The sequence below is a fragment of the Bradyrhizobium sp. SBR1B genome (assembly GCF_014198205.1).
Lineage (GTDB): Bacteria > Pseudomonadota > Alphaproteobacteria > Rhizobiales > Xanthobacteraceae > Bradyrhizobium.
Genome location: NZ_JACIHC010000004.1, coordinates 538,430 through 554,703 on the forward strand (window position 1 = coordinate 538,430; position 16,274 = coordinate 554,703).

Annotated in this window: 10 protein-coding genes; 2 read left to right on the forward strand and 8 right to left on the reverse strand. The window is 64.6% G+C overall.

Annotated elements, in window-relative coordinates; all coding sequences use genetic code 11:
- Positions 1 to 143 precede the first annotated feature (143 nt).
- Positions 144 to 3,953, reverse strand: coding sequence for a DUF3971 domain-containing protein (locus GGD61_RS14320; RefSeq protein WP_177237479.1), 3,810 nt, complete (start codon positions 3,951 to 3,953; stop codon positions 144 to 146).
- Positions 3,954 to 4,157: 204 nt separating this feature from the next.
- Here GGD61_RS14320 and GGD61_RS14325 point away from each other — a divergent pair, with 204 nt between their 5' ends.
- Both GGD61_RS14325 and GGD61_RS14330 read left to right on the forward strand, forming a co-directional pair.
- On the forward strand, positions 4,158 to 4,847 hold the full coding sequence (locus tag GGD61_RS14325; RefSeq protein ID WP_092262057.1) for a peroxiredoxin: 690 nt from the start codon (positions 4,158 to 4,160) through the stop codon (positions 4,845 to 4,847).
- 109 nt (positions 4,848 to 4,956) lie between these two features.
- Complete coding sequence (locus GGD61_RS14330; protein WP_177237476.1) at positions 4,957 to 6,309, forward strand: M23 family metallopeptidase; 1,353 nt, start codon at positions 4,957 to 4,959, stop codon at positions 6,307 to 6,309.
- A gap of 28 nt (positions 6,310 to 6,337) precedes the next feature.
- Here the strand turns inward: GGD61_RS14330 and GGD61_RS14335 are convergent, their stop codons facing one another.
- The 7 genes from GGD61_RS14335 to GGD61_RS14365 form a co-directional block, all read right to left on the reverse strand.
- Positions 6,338 to 7,573 (reverse strand): ABC transporter substrate-binding protein, encoded by a 1,236-nt coding sequence (locus GGD61_RS14335; protein ID WP_092262055.1) that lies wholly within the window; start codon positions 7,571 to 7,573, stop codon positions 6,338 to 6,340.
- Between the two features lie 107 nt (positions 7,574 to 7,680).
- Positions 7,681 to 8,592: a DMT family transporter gene (locus tag GGD61_RS14340; protein WP_092262076.1), complete on the reverse strand. Its 912-nt coding sequence runs from the start codon at positions 8,590 to 8,592 to the stop codon at positions 7,681 to 7,683.
- Between the two features lie 80 nt (positions 8,593 to 8,672).
- A complete protein-coding gene (locus GGD61_RS14345) occupies positions 8,673 to 9,542 on the reverse strand; it encodes a DMT family transporter (RefSeq protein WP_092262054.1) in 870 nt (289 codons plus the stop codon).
- A gap of 14 nt (positions 9,543 to 9,556) precedes the next feature.
- Positions 9,557 to 10,438: an NAD(P)-dependent oxidoreductase gene (locus GGD61_RS14350; protein WP_092262053.1), complete on the reverse strand. Its 882-nt coding sequence runs from the start codon at positions 10,436 to 10,438 to the stop codon at positions 9,557 to 9,559.
- Between the two features lie 2 nt (positions 10,439 to 10,440).
- Positions 10,441 to 11,572, reverse strand: a protein-coding gene (gene prfB / locus GGD61_RS14355) for a peptide chain release factor 2 (RefSeq protein ID WP_099091752.1) whose coding sequence is annotated in 2 segments (ribosomal slippage) — positions 10,441 to 11,502 and positions 11,504 to 11,572 — 1,131 coding nt in all. Because the reading frame shifts where the segments join, the coding sequence is not laid out codon by codon here.
- Between the two features lie 107 nt (positions 11,573 to 11,679).
- Positions 11,680 to 14,190, reverse strand: coding sequence for a penicillin-binding protein 1A (locus GGD61_RS14360; protein ID WP_018323014.1), 2,511 nt, complete (start codon positions 14,188 to 14,190; stop codon positions 11,680 to 11,682).
- A gap of 277 nt (positions 14,191 to 14,467) precedes the next feature.
- The gene (locus GGD61_RS14365) at positions 14,468 to 15,763 is read right to left on the reverse strand and encodes an N-acetylmuramoyl-L-alanine amidase (protein ID WP_092262052.1); all 1,296 of its coding nucleotides are present in this window, start codon (positions 15,761 to 15,763) and stop codon (positions 14,468 to 14,470) included.
- Between the last annotated feature and the right edge of the window lie 511 nt (positions 15,764 to 16,274).

Genomic DNA, 16,274 nt, shown 5'->3' on the forward strand with positions numbered 1-16,274 from the left:
CGTCATGGCCGGGCTTGTCCCGGCCATCTACGTTTTTGGCCGCGACGAAGAATGTGGATGCCCGGCCTTCGCCGAGCCGAAGCCGCTCCGGCCGCGCAGGCGGGACAAGCCCGGGCATGACGGGCACTTGGGACTATGGGTGGTTACCGTCGCGTCAGGCTGCAGCCGCTCGAGAGCTGGCGCGTCGAGCCGGTCGAACCGTCGTTCGACTGCGAGGGGAATTCCTCGAACGGCGAGTTCTGCTTGCCGGTGTTGAACTCGAAGATCTTGCGGAACAGGCCGGGGGCCATCGCCGAGATCGGATTGACGCGCATCACGGGCGCGGCCGGCGTGCCGACGACCTCATAGGTCACGCCGATCAGCCCTTCATTGTTGCCGCCGCCGAGGAAGATGCCGAACAACGGGATCTGGCCGAAGATGTTGTTGACGCCATACATCGGCACGAAGGTGCCGCTCATGCAGACCTGGTTGCCGGGATAGTCGATCGAGCCCTCGATGGTGGCGCCGATCATGGGACCCTTGACCACGCCGTCGCGGACCGTCAGCGCACCGTTCTGCCGCGTGAACTCGGCGCGGAGCGCACTGAACGAGACGCCGTTGCCGGTGCCGTTGGGCGCGCCAGCGGCGACGCGTTCGAGCTGCGCCTCGCCCTTCACCGTGAAGTCGCGGACGTTGATGAGGCCCTCGCGCGAGGTGTTCGGCTCGGATGTCGGCGGCTCCATCGCCACCACCATCTGGCCGCCGACCGCCTTGGTGTAGGTGTCGGTGAACCGCAGCAGCGCGCCGGCATCGTTGGTCTGGAGGTAGATCACCTCGCGGTTGCCTTGCGCACGGCCGCCGCGCAGGTCAGCCGCCACCGGCGTGTCCTTGCCGACCTTGCCGCTCAGCGTGAACGCCTTGATGGCACCATTGCGTTTCGACATCTTGGCATCGACACTGCGCATCGCCTCGCCGTTGAAACCGGCGACGGCACCGAGCTTCACGTCGATGTCGAAATCGACGTTCTTCATCTTGTTCTTGTCGTCCTTGGAATTGCCGGAGATCGCCGACTTCAGGAAGCCGCGACCGTCAAACACGTCGCCGCGCATCGTGCCCTTGATGACGCCATCCTGGCTGCGCTCCACCTTCAGCGACGCCTTGTCGCCATCGGACGGCGAATAGGTCGGGAAGTTCGCGTTCATGAGATCGCCGTTCGCGTCGACCTCGAGCGAGCCCTTGATCGAGGCGCCACCGCCTTCGATGACGATGTCTTCCAGACGCGTCGATTGCGCGGTCGGCACGACCTTGAAGCTGGCCTTGCCCGACTTGCCCGGCAGCTTGACCCAGCCGGGCAGGATATTGTCGAGCTTCACCGAGGTCAGGTCGGCCTCGACGCCGAGCTTCGTCGTCTGATCGGGGCCGCCGGCGATCTTGCCCGACAGCTTGATCGGCAACGATCCGCTGACGGCGGGGCTGAGATCGAATCCCAGGCGCGCCCGGCTCGCATCGTCCAGCGTCGCCTGCAACCTGACATCCGCGTCGCCCTCGGCGGGCTTGCGATAGTCGAGCGACGCCGCCTGCCCGTTGATCTTGACGTCGCCCTTGACCTGATAACCCGTGTTGCTCGCGACGATCTTGAGGCTGTTGGCCTCCAGCTTCTGGTTCATCACCAGCTTGTCGGCGGCAAAACCGTTGAGATCGGCGGTGACGGCGTAGGTCGTGTCCGCCTTGGTCAGCTCGCCCTTGACCGGCAGGCCGAGCTGGATGTTCGCCGTGAACGTCCCCTTGCTGGTGTTGGGATCGACGACGGTCGATGACAGATCACTCAGGCGATCATTCGAGAGCATCTCGGCCGCCGCAGGCACGGGTCCGTCGACGCGGAACCTGGTCCGCGACGGCGACGGCTTGGGCGCCATATCCGGCACCTCGAAGACGAAATCGGAAATCGTGACCTTACGGCCGGCGGGCGTATCGGCAATGCCCTGCCCGATGGTCACGGTCGCGGTGCGGCCGGTCACGCGCGCCTTCAGATCGGCATCGTGCACAACGGGCATGCCGTCCACGGGACGGACCGCGACGCCGCTCGCGACGATGTTGACCGAGAGGCCGTCGTCGGGAATCGGCGGGCCCTTGCGCGGAAGGTTCTTCGTCGGCGAATTGACGCCGATCTCGATGCGCTGGAGCGTACCGCGCTCGATCCGCTCGATCACCCATTCGCGCAACTCGGGAACGACCAGCGTCGGCCACATCCGCTTCAGCGCGGAGGCCGACATCGGCGTTCCCGCAAAGCCCAGCGTCAGCCGCGGCTCGCCGGAATAGTCGATCGCACCCGTGCCGGCGACACCGATCTCGCCATTGCTGATGTCGGCCTGCGTCAGCAAGAGGCGCTTGTGGTCGGTGTCGAAGCGGAAGCCGATCGCGATGCGGTTGAAGACGAGCGGCGGCTCGTTGTCGATGCCGCCGAGCAGGATCGAACCGCCGCTGAAGCCGAGCTGCCAGTCATTGATGGTGCCGTTGGGCGGCTCCAGATGAGCCAGAAGCGTCAGGCGGTTCGCGCCCGACAGGACCTTGAACGGTGCCACCAGCACCCGCCGATTGGCGTCCCACTCGACGTTGATCTCGGCCTGGTCGATCGCCATCGGATAGTCCGGCGTGTCGGTGTCGATGATATTGCCGGCGCCGACCGCCATCTTGCCGCGGAAGAAGGTCGGCACGCCATCGCGGCCGAGTTCGCCCTTGAGCTCGCCCGTCAGCGGCAGGTCGGCGGTGTAGGTGAGATCCTTGACCCGCAGTGCCAGGAGGATGTTGGAGGTCGAGACCTTGTCGGCCTTGATGTCGACCGAGCGCACGCCGTTCTCGGCAGGCCCGATCGTGGCGCGCAGCATCCACGGACGCGCGCCCTCTTCGCCCAGGCTGAGCGTGACGCCACCCCGGCTCGGCCGACGCAGGCTGAGCGTGATGTTCTCAAACGACCATTTGCTGCCGCGCTGCTGATCGTCGACGATCAGATTGCCGTTCTTCAGGCCGATCTCGTTGAGATTCTGGCCGTCGAGGCCGGTCATGCTCAGACTGTCGAGCCAGTCGAGGCCCTGAAGGATGCCGCTTTGTGCCGTCGCCTGAGGCGGGCCTTGAGAGGCGGCTTGGGATGGATCCTGGCTCGCGGGCCCCGTGGCGAATGGCGGCGGCGGGACACCGTTGCGCGGGAATGTCGGCGGCAGACCCGCGTCCTTCTTCGAGGCGACGCCGGTTGCCAGCGGCTTTGCGGTATCGCCGGCGGACACGGTGACGGTACCGTCGGGCGCGATGCGGATCGCGAGTTCAGCATCGACCAGATTGAGACTCTCGGCGCGCAGGTGACCCATCAAGAGGCCCGCACCCGATAGCTTCACTTCAGCCTTCGGCGCGCTGGCAACGATGGCGTGATCGCGATCGCGGACGATGATGTCTCGGATGCGGACGGCGATGCGGACCCGGCCGGCGCGCTCGATCTGTGTGCCTCCGATCTCAACCGTGTTGCCGTGACCGATATTGTCTTCGATCGCGGCCGCCAGCCATGGCGTTGCAATGTCGAGATTGATGGGGCCGGCACCGAGCCGCCACCACAGCGCGCCGAAGCAGCCGATGAAGATGACGGCGAGAGTCCCGACGACAAGGACGACGCGCTTTAGCCAGCGATCGGCAGCCAGCCAGCGGCGTAGCGCCCCAAACCCGTCACCGAAGCGATGAAAGCCCGAATTGGAACGCGACAGCAGCCGGCGCGCGCGATGGCCCGCGGCCGCCTCCTGATCCGGATCCCAATCGGCGTCGTCCCATTCCTGCGGCTGTTGCTGAACGCCGCGCCGATCGAAGTCCCGATTGTAATCCTGGGGCGACTTATTCCTTGCCATTGCCTCTCGATACAGGCGCCCGTCATAGGATTGAGCGCCGCCGGGACCGCAGCCGTCCGCGGGAAGCGAAGCTCCCTGCGCCGGCATTGCCGCCATACCTCGAATATTCCTGCTGTTCGTCATTTCGCCCCGGGAGCGCGTTCAACGAGCAGTGGGGTGGTGCGTGGAATTCCTTGTAACCATACTCCGGCGCCGCCAGACTTGCCCAGCCGAGGGCGCGATTCCGGCACACCGGACGAGAGCTGCAATACCGTTTCGGTTGACCCGCCGAAAGCGTCGAAAGGAAGGCGTATGTCCAAGAAATCCCGAACGAAATCGTCCAAAACGCCCTCCGGCAGTCCGACGGCTAAAAAGCAGGCCCCGAAAACGCGGGCCTCTACTCCGACAAAGTCCGCGAAAACGCCGCGGACACCGGCGAGCAAATCAACCGGGACCTTAGCAAAAGCAGGATCACATACGGCCGCATCGAAACAGTTAAATTCCTCCAAATCGGTGTCTCCGCCCGCCAAGGCGAAGTCGGGCCTGACCGAGGGCCAGAAGGCCCCCGCCTTCCGCCTGCCCCGCGACGGCGGCGAGGTCGTCACATTGGCGGACTATGCCGGCCGAAAGCTCGTCCTGTTCTTCTACCCCCGCGCCGACACCCCGGGGTGCACCCGGGAGGCGATCGACTTCACTCGCCTCGCCGGTGCCTTCGCGGCTGCCGACACTGCCGTGCTCGGCGTCTCCGCCGATCCGTTAAAGGCTCAGGAGAAGTTTCGCGACAAGCACAAGCTCGGTATCCCCCTGATCTCGGATGAGACGCACCAGATGCTGGAAGCCTATGGCGCCTGGGGCGAAAAGTCCATGTATGGCAAGAGCTTCCTTGGGATTCTTCGCACCACGATACTGGTCGGGGCCGATGGCAAACTGGCCAGGATCTGGCGCAATGTCCGGGTCGACGGTCATGCCGACGAGGTGCTGGAAGCGGCAAGAAGTCTTTAACCAGTCCTTTAAATTCGCGCGTTCCCGTTTCCGGAAAATTAACCATGACCGCCCAGATTGCTGCGGCAATTAGGCCGTACGGACTCATCCGACCGGCGCGGGAGTGCCGATGTCGAAAAGTTCTGCCCAATACTCGCAGTACGCCCAACATCATCCTCACGACCGCGGACGGGCCTCCCAACGCCGTCCTGCCCCCGCGGCAACCGCAGCGATTCCCCTTCCCGCGACCGACGACGCCTACACCATCGTCCATGCCGGCAAGCAGGTTCGCTTCGGGCCCGTGGTGTTCTGGATCGTGGTTGGCACGGTGGTGCTGCTCGGTCTCTGGTCGGCGGCAACCGCTACCTATTTCGCTTTCCGTGACGACGTCCTGACCCGGTTGATCGCCCGCCAGGCCGAGATGCAATACGCCTATGAGGACCGCATCGCCGAGCTGCGCGCCAAGGTCGACCGCACCACCAGCCGCCAGTTGCTCGACCAGGAACAGTTCGACCAGAAACTCGACCAGATCATGAAGCGCCAGACGGCGCTGGAGTCCCGGGCGACGGCGCTCGGAGCCATGCCTGATGTAACCGGCTCGATTCCGCGTGCGACGCCCCAGCGCGGCGATTCGAGCCAGAGCACGCCTAAACCCTCGCCGATCAGCGACACCGTGATTTTCGTGGCGCCTCCGGACCGTGAGGCCCGCCTGGAATCGCGCGCCCCCACTGTCGCAGCGGCCCCGACCAGCCAATTCGCCAAGAACCAGGGTTTCGACAACGTCCTGGTCCGGCTCACGACCTCGCTCGACCAGGTTGAACGGCGCCAGATGGCGGCGCTCAGCGCCGTCGAGGAAGGCATGGATTCACGGATGCGCCGGATGCGCGGCGTCGTCAGCGATCTCGGCCTGAATCTCGCCAATCTCGAATCCGCCGTGCCGCGCAGCGCGATGGGTGGTCCTTTCGTGCCGGTCAAACTGACGGCCAACGCCGGACCGTTCGAGAAGCAGCTCTACCGCATCAACACCACGCGCGCCGAGATGGACCGTCTCAACCGCACGCTGGCGCTAGTGCCCTACCGCAAGCCCGTCATCGGCGAGGTCGAGTTCACCTCCGGCTTCGGCGTCCGCAGCGATCCCTTCCTCGGCCGGCCCGCAATGCATACCGGGCTCGATTTCCGCGCTGCCACCGGCGATCCGGTTCGCGTCACCGCCAACGGCAAGGTGGTGTCGGCCGGCTGGTCCGGCGGTTACGGCCGCATGGTCGAGGTCGACCACGGCAACGGACTTTCGACCCGCTATGGCCATCTCTCCGAGATCAACGTCAGGGTCGGCGAGACCGTGAAGATCGGCCAGGTCGTCGGTCTGGTCGGGTCGACCGGTCGCTCCACCGGTCCGCATCTGCACTACGAGACCCGCATCGAGGGCGAAGCGGTCGATCCGCAGAAGTTCCTCCGCGCCGGCGTGCGTCTCAGCGCGGGTTAAGCCCGCGACAAAAGGCGACTGTACATCATCACTGGCTGCGCTCGTGGCCGACCTCGCCGGTGATGACGTCGCCGAACAGCTCCCAGGCTTGCCCGTTGAAGCGCATCAGCTGCATCTGCTCGATCGGGAAATAATCGTCCGGTGAGGTGTTGACCATGATGCCCGGCAGCATCAGGTCGGTGTGATAGTCCTTCAGGTTTGCCGCCTGCTTCATGACGTTTTCGCGGGTGAGATTATCGCCGCATTGCTTCAGCACCTGCGCCATCGCCTCGGCTTGGACATAACCGTAGACGTTGTTGGAATTGGTCTTGTCGCCATCGGGGTAATATTTGTCCATGAACTCCCGCCATTTCACCACGGCCGGATCCTTGTCCCAGGCCGGGTCGGTCGGATCTTTCAGATAGATGGTCGAGATGATGTCCTTGGAGTAGTCGAGCCCGGCCGGCTTGAGTACCGAGGCGACGGAGGTCGCGGTGTTGGCCAGGAAGAATTTTGGCTTCCAGCCGAGCTCGCCGACCTTCCGGATCGCCTGCGCCGAGCCTTTCGGCGCGGCCCATGAGAAGAAGATGTCCGCACCGGAATCGTGCAGGGCGACGATCTGCGAGTCGATCGAGGGATCGCTGACCTCGTAGGACTTGTCGGCGATGATCATATTGGCCTTGTCGCCGAGACCGTCCTTCAAACCCTTGAACTGGTCCTTGCCGGCGTCGTCATTCTGCCAGAAGACGGCGATCTTGCTGCTCGGGAAATGATCGCGAATGTACTTGGCGTAGATGCGTCCTTCGCTCTGGTAGTTGGGCTGGAAGCCCATGGTCCACGGGAAGTTCTTGGGGTCGCCGAACTTGGTGCCGCCGGACGCGACGAACAGCTGCGGCACCTTCTTGGCGTTCATGTACTTCATGATCGCGGAATTCGAGGGCGTGCCGAGCGGCTGGAAGATCAACAGCACCTCGTCGCTCTCGACCAGCTTGCGCGCCTGCTCGATCGCCTTCGGCGGCGAATAAGCGTCGTCATAGCTGATGAAGTTGATCTTGCGCCCGTTGATGCCGCCCTGATCGTTGATCATCCTGAAGAAGGCGGCCTCGGTCTTGCCAATCACACCGTAGGACGACGCCGGCCCGCTATAGGGCATGATGTTGCCGACCTTGATTTCGGTGTCGCTGGCGCCGGGGTCGTATTTTTTCTGCGCCGAGACCGGTGTCGTGATGAGCACTCCGGCAGCAAGCATGGCGAGGGCAGCAAGGTTTTTGCGACGACCCGGCATCGGTCTCTCCCCTGTTTTGTAGTCTTGTTTTGCAGGGAGTGTCGCAAGGCCGTTGGCGGCTGGCAAGCGCTTCGATTTTCCGCGAGATGAAACCGCGAATCCGGAATTTACTCGCTGCGCCGCAGCAGGTTCAAAATGCGTCCGTCGATCACGAGCAGCGCGCTGCCAATGACGATGGCGCCTGCGATCTCGCGCATCGAGATCGGCTCCCCCAGCACCAGCCATCCCAGCAGGATGGCGGTGACGGGAATGAGCAGCGTCACCAGCATGACATTGGTCGCACCGGAGCGCCGTATGATCTGAAAGAAGACGATGTAGGCGAGCGCCGTCGACAGGGCCGCAAGGCCAAGCACCGCGGACCATGTCGCGACACCTGGCACTGCGAGGCGCCATGGCTGCTCCACCACGCCAGCGATGATTGCCATCATCACCGTCGATGCCATCAGCTGAAACGTCGCCGTGCCCAGCGGCGGGGAGTCCTTCAGCATTCGCCGCGCTGCCAACGCCGCAAAGCCGTAGCTGAGGGCGCCGCCCAGGCAGAGCAGGATGCCGAGCCCCTGCCCCGGTCTTGTCTCGAGGCCCCATCCGCGCAGGATGATGACGCCGACAAGGCCCAGCGCTACGCCGGCCACGCGGCGGATGTGCAAGGCCTCTTCGCCTGCCGCCGCCATCACGAGCACCGTGAACAATGGCGTGGTCGCGTTCAGGATCGATGCCAGACCGCTCGGGATGAAGGTTTGGCCGATCACGATCAGCGAGAACGGGATGGCATTGTTGAGCAGCCCGATCGCGACGAACGGCTTCCAGCCCGTCGTGCCTCTGGGAAAGCTGATCCCCTGCATGCGCAGCAGCGGCAGCAGCATGGCCGCGCCGAGCGCGACGCGCAAGAACACCAGCGTCAGCGGCGGCAATTCCCGCAAGGCCGCGCCGTTGAAGAAGAACGAGCCGCCCCAGAGAACGGAGAGCACCGCGAGCAGCGACCAGTCGCGCGCGTCGATCCTGTTGTCGGTTGGGGGCATGCGTTTCACCTCGGCGCGGCTGCTCGCCTAGGACAACGCGGAAAATCCCGCCACCCGGTTTCCGACAAAATTGCTCGAGATCATCCCCGTGACCGGCGATCGCCCGCGATATCCGCAACTACCGCCCCAATCACCAACGCGCCGCCAATGAGCGCGTGGACGGCCGGTATCTCGCGGAAGGCAACCCAGATCCAGAACGGCATCAGCGGCGTTTCCAGCGTCGCGATCAGGGAGGCCTGCCCCGACGGCAGCAGTCGCGAGCCGAGCATGTAGAAGGTCAGGCCGAGCGCGACCTGGAGGCAGCCGAACATCGCAAGGATCAAAAGGCCATGGCCGCCGACATGGGCGATGTCGCGCGCAAATGGAAGGCTGACGAGGCTTCCGATGAAATTCGACAGTGCGGCTGCCGCCACCATCGACGTCTCGCGATGGCGCCGGACCACCACCGTCATGGTGGAGATGGCGAGCACCATCAGGCAACTGAGCGCGATGCCACCGAGATCGGCACCGGCTTGCACACCGCCGACCGTGATCACCACGCCGGCAAAGGCAATCAGGCTCGCGATCAGCGTGCGCCATGTCGCGGCCTCATTGAGCCACAGCCAAGCCAGCGCGGCCGCGACGAACGGCTGTGTTGCGATCAGCACCGCCACGTTCATGACGTCGGTCATCTGCAGCGCGGGAATGAACGAAATCATGCCGATCGCGGACAATGAGGCCACGAGCAGGCCTGCCTTCCCCGGCACTAACAACTGCCGCAGCCCGGCGCGGCCTTGCATCACGACGAGGAGCATGGTGACCAGGCTGCCGGCGAACAGGCCGCGCCAGAATAGAATGGTCCAGGGATCAAACGGCAGAAGGCGCGTGAAGAACGGCGCCGTGCTCCACGCAATCGCAGCGGCGACGACGAGGGCAATGCCGAGACCGCGTTCCGAACGAGGCTGCCCCATGTGGATGCGACCGGCTAGGACGGCTTCTTCGGCCGCGACACCAGCTCGATCATCTTGCCTTCGTCGTCGTCAGGCATCGCGGCCTTGGCCTGCGCGTAGGACTCGACCGCGGCCCGCGAGACCAGCGGCTTGTCGGCCAGCAGGCTCTCGGCGAGTCTCACGGCGTAGGCGGCATCCTTGTGCCGCAGCGCGGCGGTGAAGGTCGCGCCGGAAAAATCGCGGGCGACCATGCGCTTGGAGTGGCGCTGCACCTGCGGGCTTGCGGCGACGCCCGCCTGGATCGACTCCAGCACGAGGTTCATGTCGAGCCCGGCCTGCTCGGCGATGGCGAGGCCCTCTGCGAGGCCGGCGATCTGAATCGCGCCCATGAGATTGTTGATGAGCTTGTAGACGGTGCCCGAGCCGACGGCGCCGAAATGACGGGTGGTCGAGCCGATCGGCGTCAGATACGGCCGCGCGCGTTCGAGATCGGCGGCGTCGGCGCCGACCAGCAGCGTCAGTTTCCCGGCGGCTGCCGCATCCGGCAATCCCGTCACGGGGCAATCGATGTAGATCAGCCCGCGCGCGTTGAGCTCGCGGCCCATCTCGCGAGCGTGGTCATAGGAGACGGTCGAGCATTCGATCGCGATCGTGCCGGCCTTGGCGGTCTTCGCGGCGCCCTTCAGTCCGAGCCAGACCGCGCGCGAGGCCTCGTCGTCGGCCACCATGGTCACGACCGCGTCGGCATCGATGGCGGCGTCCTCGGGCGAGGTCGCCCAAAGCGCGCCGCGCGCGATCAGCTCTTCAGCCTTGGCCTTGCTGCGATTCCACACCGTCACCGTGAAGCCCGCATCGAGGTAGCGCCCGGCCATGCCATGACCCATTCGCCCCAATCCGATGAAGGCGACGCGGGGCATGGCTAGTCCACGTCCTCGATGTCGGCACCCGTGGTGCCGAAGGCGCGCTGCGCCAGCGTCGCGGCCATGAAGTCGTCGAGATCGCCGCCGAGCACGCCCGAGGTGTCCGAGGTCTGCACGCCCGTGCGCAGATCCTTCACCATCTGGTAGGGCTGGAGAACGTAGGAGCGGATCTGATGGCCCCAGCCGATATCGGTCTTGGCGGCCTGGTCGGCGGCGGCCTTCTCCTCGCGCTTCTTCAACTCGATTTCATACAGGCGCGCGCGCAGCATGTCCCAGGCCTGCGCCCGGTTCTTGTGCTGGGAGCGGCCGGCCTGGCAGACCACGGCGACACCGGTCGGAATGTGCGTCAGCCGCACCGCGGATTCGGTCTTGTTGACGTGCTGGCCGCCGGCGCCGCCCGAGCGCATGGTGTCGACGCGGACGTCGGCTTCCTTGATGTCGATCTTGATGCTGTCGTCGATGACCGGGAACACCTGCACGCTCGAGAACGAGGTGTGCCGCCGCGCGTTGGAATCGAACGGCGAGATGCGCACCAGGCGATGCACGCCCGCTTCCGTCTTCAGCCAGCCATAGGCGTTGTGGCCCGAGACCTGGATCGTCGCGGACTTGATGCCGGCCTCTTCGCCCTCGGACTCTTCCAGCACCTCGACCTTGAAGCCGTGGGTGTCGGCCCAGCGCGTGTACATGCGCAACAGCATCTGCGCCCAGTCCTGGCTCTCGGTGCCGCCGGCGCCGGCGTGGACTTCGAGATAGGAATCGAACCGGTCGGCTTCGCCCGACAGCAGCGCCTCGAGCTCGCGGCGCGCCACTTCCTTCTTGAGATTCTTGAGAGCCGCTTCGGCTTCCGCGACGACGCCGGCATCGCCCTCGGCCTCGCCGAGCTCGATCATGCCGATATCGTCTTCGAGCTCCTGCTCGACCTTGCCGATGCCCGAGAGCGAATCCTCCAGCGAGGTCCGCTCCTGCATCAGCTTCTGGGCTTTCTGGGGATCATTCCAGAGATTGGGATCTTCTGCGAGCTTGTTCAGCTCGGCGAGGCGTGCCGTCGATTTCTCGACGTCAAAGATGCCTCCTCAGCAGCCCGACTGACTGCTTGATCTCTTCTACCAACCGTTCGATTTCGGCGCGCATGTCGTTCTCTGGTCTCGCGGAATCCCGCGTGCAATTGAGTGGGGGATGTAGCGGCGGCGGCTGCAAAGCGCAACCGCTGACGCGATAACGTCCCTATTGTTCTAGCCTCAGTACAGCCTGCCGGTGCCCGGCTGCATGAAGAAGCCGGAATCCGGCTGCTGCTGCTGCGAGGCCGGCATGCCGCCGCCACGCCCGTCAGCGTCGGCAACGCCAATGACCGAATAATTATCCGGCGGCGCCGTGCCCGGCTTGAAGGCCTCCAAAATGGTTCCGCCGGTCTCGCCGGGGCCGGCGCGCATGCCGGTCTTGGAGACGACGCGGACCAGCTTGATGCCAGCCGGCACCTTGAACGGAACGGCGGGCTTGTCGGCGAGCGCGAGCTTGAGGAAATCGCGCGCGATGGGCGCGGCCAGATGGCCGCCGGTTGCGGCATTGCCCTTACCCAGCGGACGCGGCTTGTCGTAGCCCATGTAGATGGCGACGGCGACGTCGGGCGAGAAGCCGACGAACCAGGCGTCCTTGGCCTCGTTGGTGGTGCCGGTCTTGCCGGCGACGGGTTTGCCGACTTCCTTGATGACCGTGGCCGTACCGGCCTGCACCACGCCTTCCATCAGCTCTGTGATCTGATAGGCGGTCATGGAGTCCAGCACCTGCTCGCGGCGATCGATCAGCTGCGGCTCGGCCTGGTTCTTCCAGCCGCCCGGCGCGTCGCAGCCGCGGCATTCACGCTGGTCGTGCTTGAAGATGGTGTGTCCGTAGCGGTCCTGGATGCGATCGATCAGCGTCGGCTTCACCCGGCGGCCGCCATTGGCGAGCATCGAGTACGCCGTGACCATACGCATCGCCGTCGTCTCGCCGGCGCCCAGTGCATAGGAGAGATAGTTCGGCAGCTCGTCATAGACACCGAAACGGCGGGCATATTCGCCGATCAGGGGCATGCCGATGTCCTGCGCGAGCCGCACCGTCACGGTATTGAGCGACTGCCGCAGCGCGTTGCGCAGCGTCACCGGTCCCTGGAATTTGCCCGAGGAGAAGTTTTCAGGCCGCCACACGCCGGCGCCCTGCCCCTGGTCGATTTCGATGGGGGCGTCGAGCACGACGGTCGAGGGTGTATAGCCGTTGTCGAGGGCGGCCGAATAGACGATCGGCTTGAACGACGAACCTGGCTGCCGATAGGCCTGAGTGGCGCGGTTGAACTGGCTCTGGTCGAACGAGAAGCCGCCGACCATGGCGAGCACGCGGCCGGTCCAGGGATCCATCGCCACCATTGCGCCGGACACTTCGGGAATCTGGCGCAACCGGTACTGGCCCTCGACCGGCTGGCCATCCTTGTAGAGCGGATCGGCATAGATGACGTCGCCGGGCTGCAGCACCTGCGACACCGCCGTCGGCGTCTTGCCTTTGGTTCCGCCCTGCACGGCTCGCGCCCACCGCACGCCGTCAACCGTGACAATGCCGGTCTCGCGCTGCTTGCTCACGGCGCCGCCAAGCTCGCGGTTCGGCTGGAAGCCGATCCGCGCCGACTGGTCGCTGGTCTCCAGCACCACCGCCATGCGCCACGGCGAGATGTCGGACAGCGATTTGATCTCGGCGAGCTTGACGCCCCAATCGCCCGAAATATCGAGCTTGCTCATGGCGCCGCGATAGCCCTGCTGCTCGTCATAGTTCACGAGGCCCGAGACCATGGCCTTGCGCGCCATGACCTGGATCTTCGGATCCAGCGTGGTGCGGACGGACAGACCGCCCTCATACAGCTTCTTCTCGCCGTAGCGCTCGAAGATGTCGCGGCGGACTTCCTCGGCAAAATATTCGCCGGCGAAGGTGTGGGCGCCGTTGGACCGGTTGGTGACGGCCAGCGGCTCCTTGCGGGCCTTGTCGGCGTCGGCCTGCTTGATCCAGCCGTTCTCCACCAGACGGTCGATGACGTAGTTGCGGCGCTCGATGGCGCGGTCGCGGTTGCGGACCGGATGCAGCGTCGCCGGCATCTTCGGCAGCGCGGCCAGATAGGACGCTTCCGCCACCGTCAGCTCGTTCACCGACTTGTCGAAATAGACCAGCGAGGCGGCAGCAATGCCGTAGGCACCCAGACCGAGATAGATTTCGTTCAGATACAGCTCGAGAATCTTGTCCTTCGAGTAGGTCTTCTCGATCCGCATCGCGAGCAAGGCTTCCTTGATCTTGCGGGCGAAGGAGACCTCATTGGTCAAAAGGAAGTTCTTGGCGACCTGCTGGGTGATGGTGGAGGCACCCTGCGGACGCCGGTTCGAGCCGTAATTCTGGATGTAGACCACGCCCGCGCGCGCCATGCCGGTGTAGTCGATGCCGCCATGCTCGTAGAAATTCTTGTCCTCGGCCGCGAGGAACGCGTTGATCACGAGCTTCGGCACCGCCTGGATCGGCAAATACAGCCGCCGCTCCTTGGCGTACTCGCCGAGCAGCGAGCCGTCGACCGCGTGCACGCGGGTCATCACCGGCGGCTCGTAATCCTGAAGCTGAGAGTAGTCGGGCAAGTCCTTGGAGAAATGCCAGATCAGGCCTGCCACGGCCCCGACACCAACAAGGAACACCACCGTTCCCGCGGCGAACAGGAAGCCCATGAACCGCACCAGCAAGCGCATTATGTGTTTATCCGTTCAATCTCTGGATCAGCTCAGTATCAGCCCCTTGGCACCCAAACAGGGGCCAATCTTCACGTCACGAATTCACCGGCTTACGCAATACCATCAGTGCCGGACTTTAGACGCTTGCCGAGCGGGATTCTCTCCGATTCCGGAACCCCCTGCGGCATTTTTATAAAGCGCCGGCTGTGGCCAAACTAGGGCTTTTGCGGCGGGACGGAAAAACCCTTTCAATGCGACGATCCCCCCAGTCGTCAATTTGACGATCCCCCGGTCGTCAATTTGACGATCCCGCCGTGGCCATCCGCTTGGTCAAGAACCCGTCGATCGCCTGCGCCATCGAGCCCACGGCACGCGACCGCCAGCCCTCGGAGACCAAATGCTCGAGGTCGCCCTTATTTGAGACATAACCGATCTCGACCAGCACCGAGGGCACGTCGGGCGCCTTCAGCACCCGGAAACCCGCCGACTTCAGGGGATGCTTGTGCATCCGTACCGTCGACTTCATCTCGCCCATCAGAAGACGGGCAAAACGGTTTGAAAAGGTGCGGGTTTCCCGCTGCGTAAGGTCGATCAGGATGTCGGCGACGTCGGTCGGCTCCTCGGCGAGATTGAAGCCTGCGATAGCGTCCGCCCGGTTTTCCGCGTCCGCCAGTCGCTGGGCTTCGGCATCGGACGCCTTGTCGGACAGCGTATAGATGGTCGCGCCCTGCGCATCGCCCTCGGCACGGGGCAGCGCATCAGCGTGAATAGAGACGAACAAGGCGGCCTTCAGATTCCGGGCGATCTTGGTGCGGTCATTGAGGGGAATGAAGGTGTCGTCGTCCCGCGTCATGACCACACGGTATTTGCCGGCCTTCTCCAGCTTGTCGCGGAGCGCCAGTCCGAAGGCCAGCACCAGGTTCTTCTCGCTCTCACCGCTCGACTGCGTGCCGTTGTCGATGCCGCCATGGCCGGGATCGATCACGACCACCGGGCGGCCATCGGCCTTCTGCTGCGCCGTGTCCGGGGTTGTCGTCGCGGGAGCCGTTGCAGGCTGCGCCTCGGCGATCGTGGGCCGCAGCTCGGGGCGGTTCTCGGGTGCGAGCGACTGCACGAAGGCCGTCCGGTCGACCTCCTCCAGCTCCAGCACGAGCCGGGCCGGCTGGCCGTTGGCCGCCTCCAGCACATAGGAATTGGCGATCCGGGCCGGTCCCGTCAGGTCGAACACGATTCGCGAGCCGCCGGGCATGACGAGCCCGTAGCGGAAAGCCTTGACGAGGCCGCGCCCCCCGACCCCCGTGCCCGCGGGCAGCTGAAAATTGACCTGCGGCACGTCAACGACGACCCGGTACGGGTCTGCGAGCGTGACCGCACGGAAGGTAACGGTCTGGTCGATGTCGAGAATGAAGCGGGTCTGCTTGCCGTCGCCGGCCAGCCGGGCGGCGGAGGCGACTGGAAAATTCGCTACCGCAACAGTGGGTTGCGGCTGGCTTTCCGCGGCGCTCAGGCGCGAGGAATCAGCACACGGCAACGCTGCGGCGCACAGAAGTGCGCATCCCAGCAAAACCCGTTGATTTGTGCGGCTCGCCACCGATTCCGTGCCTCCGAGCAGCCCTTTTAACGCAATAGAACCACAGGGTTAATTGATCCTTAATGACAGAAACGCGAAACTCGCTGACTGTGACCGCCGTGCGACGCTCCCTTGCACCGATGGCTCATTCCTCGTATGTACGGAATGCTGACGGCCGATATTTCCGGTTGTGTCGCATTCAGCCTCCCGGTGCAGCGCCGGAACTCTCAAGGTTTGGGAATTCCAGCGTTTTTCCGTTCCCCTCTAAGGCCAGCGCGGTGCGCGGCAGCGAGGTGGAACGGGTCAAGCGCCGGCGGCGGACGGTCCTGGGTTACCTCTCGCGTTACCGGGACAGTTCTGACAGCGACGTAACCCATTAACCCGGTCCCTTGATCCCAGGGGAGCGGTTCGTGATCCTCAAGGCGAGCGCGCTCGCGCCATGCCTGGCCAGCAGCAACTGATTGAAGGGCGGCCTCGCCGCCCAATGTTTCATACGGGCCGACGCTTGATGCGCCAGACTGTGCCGACGAAT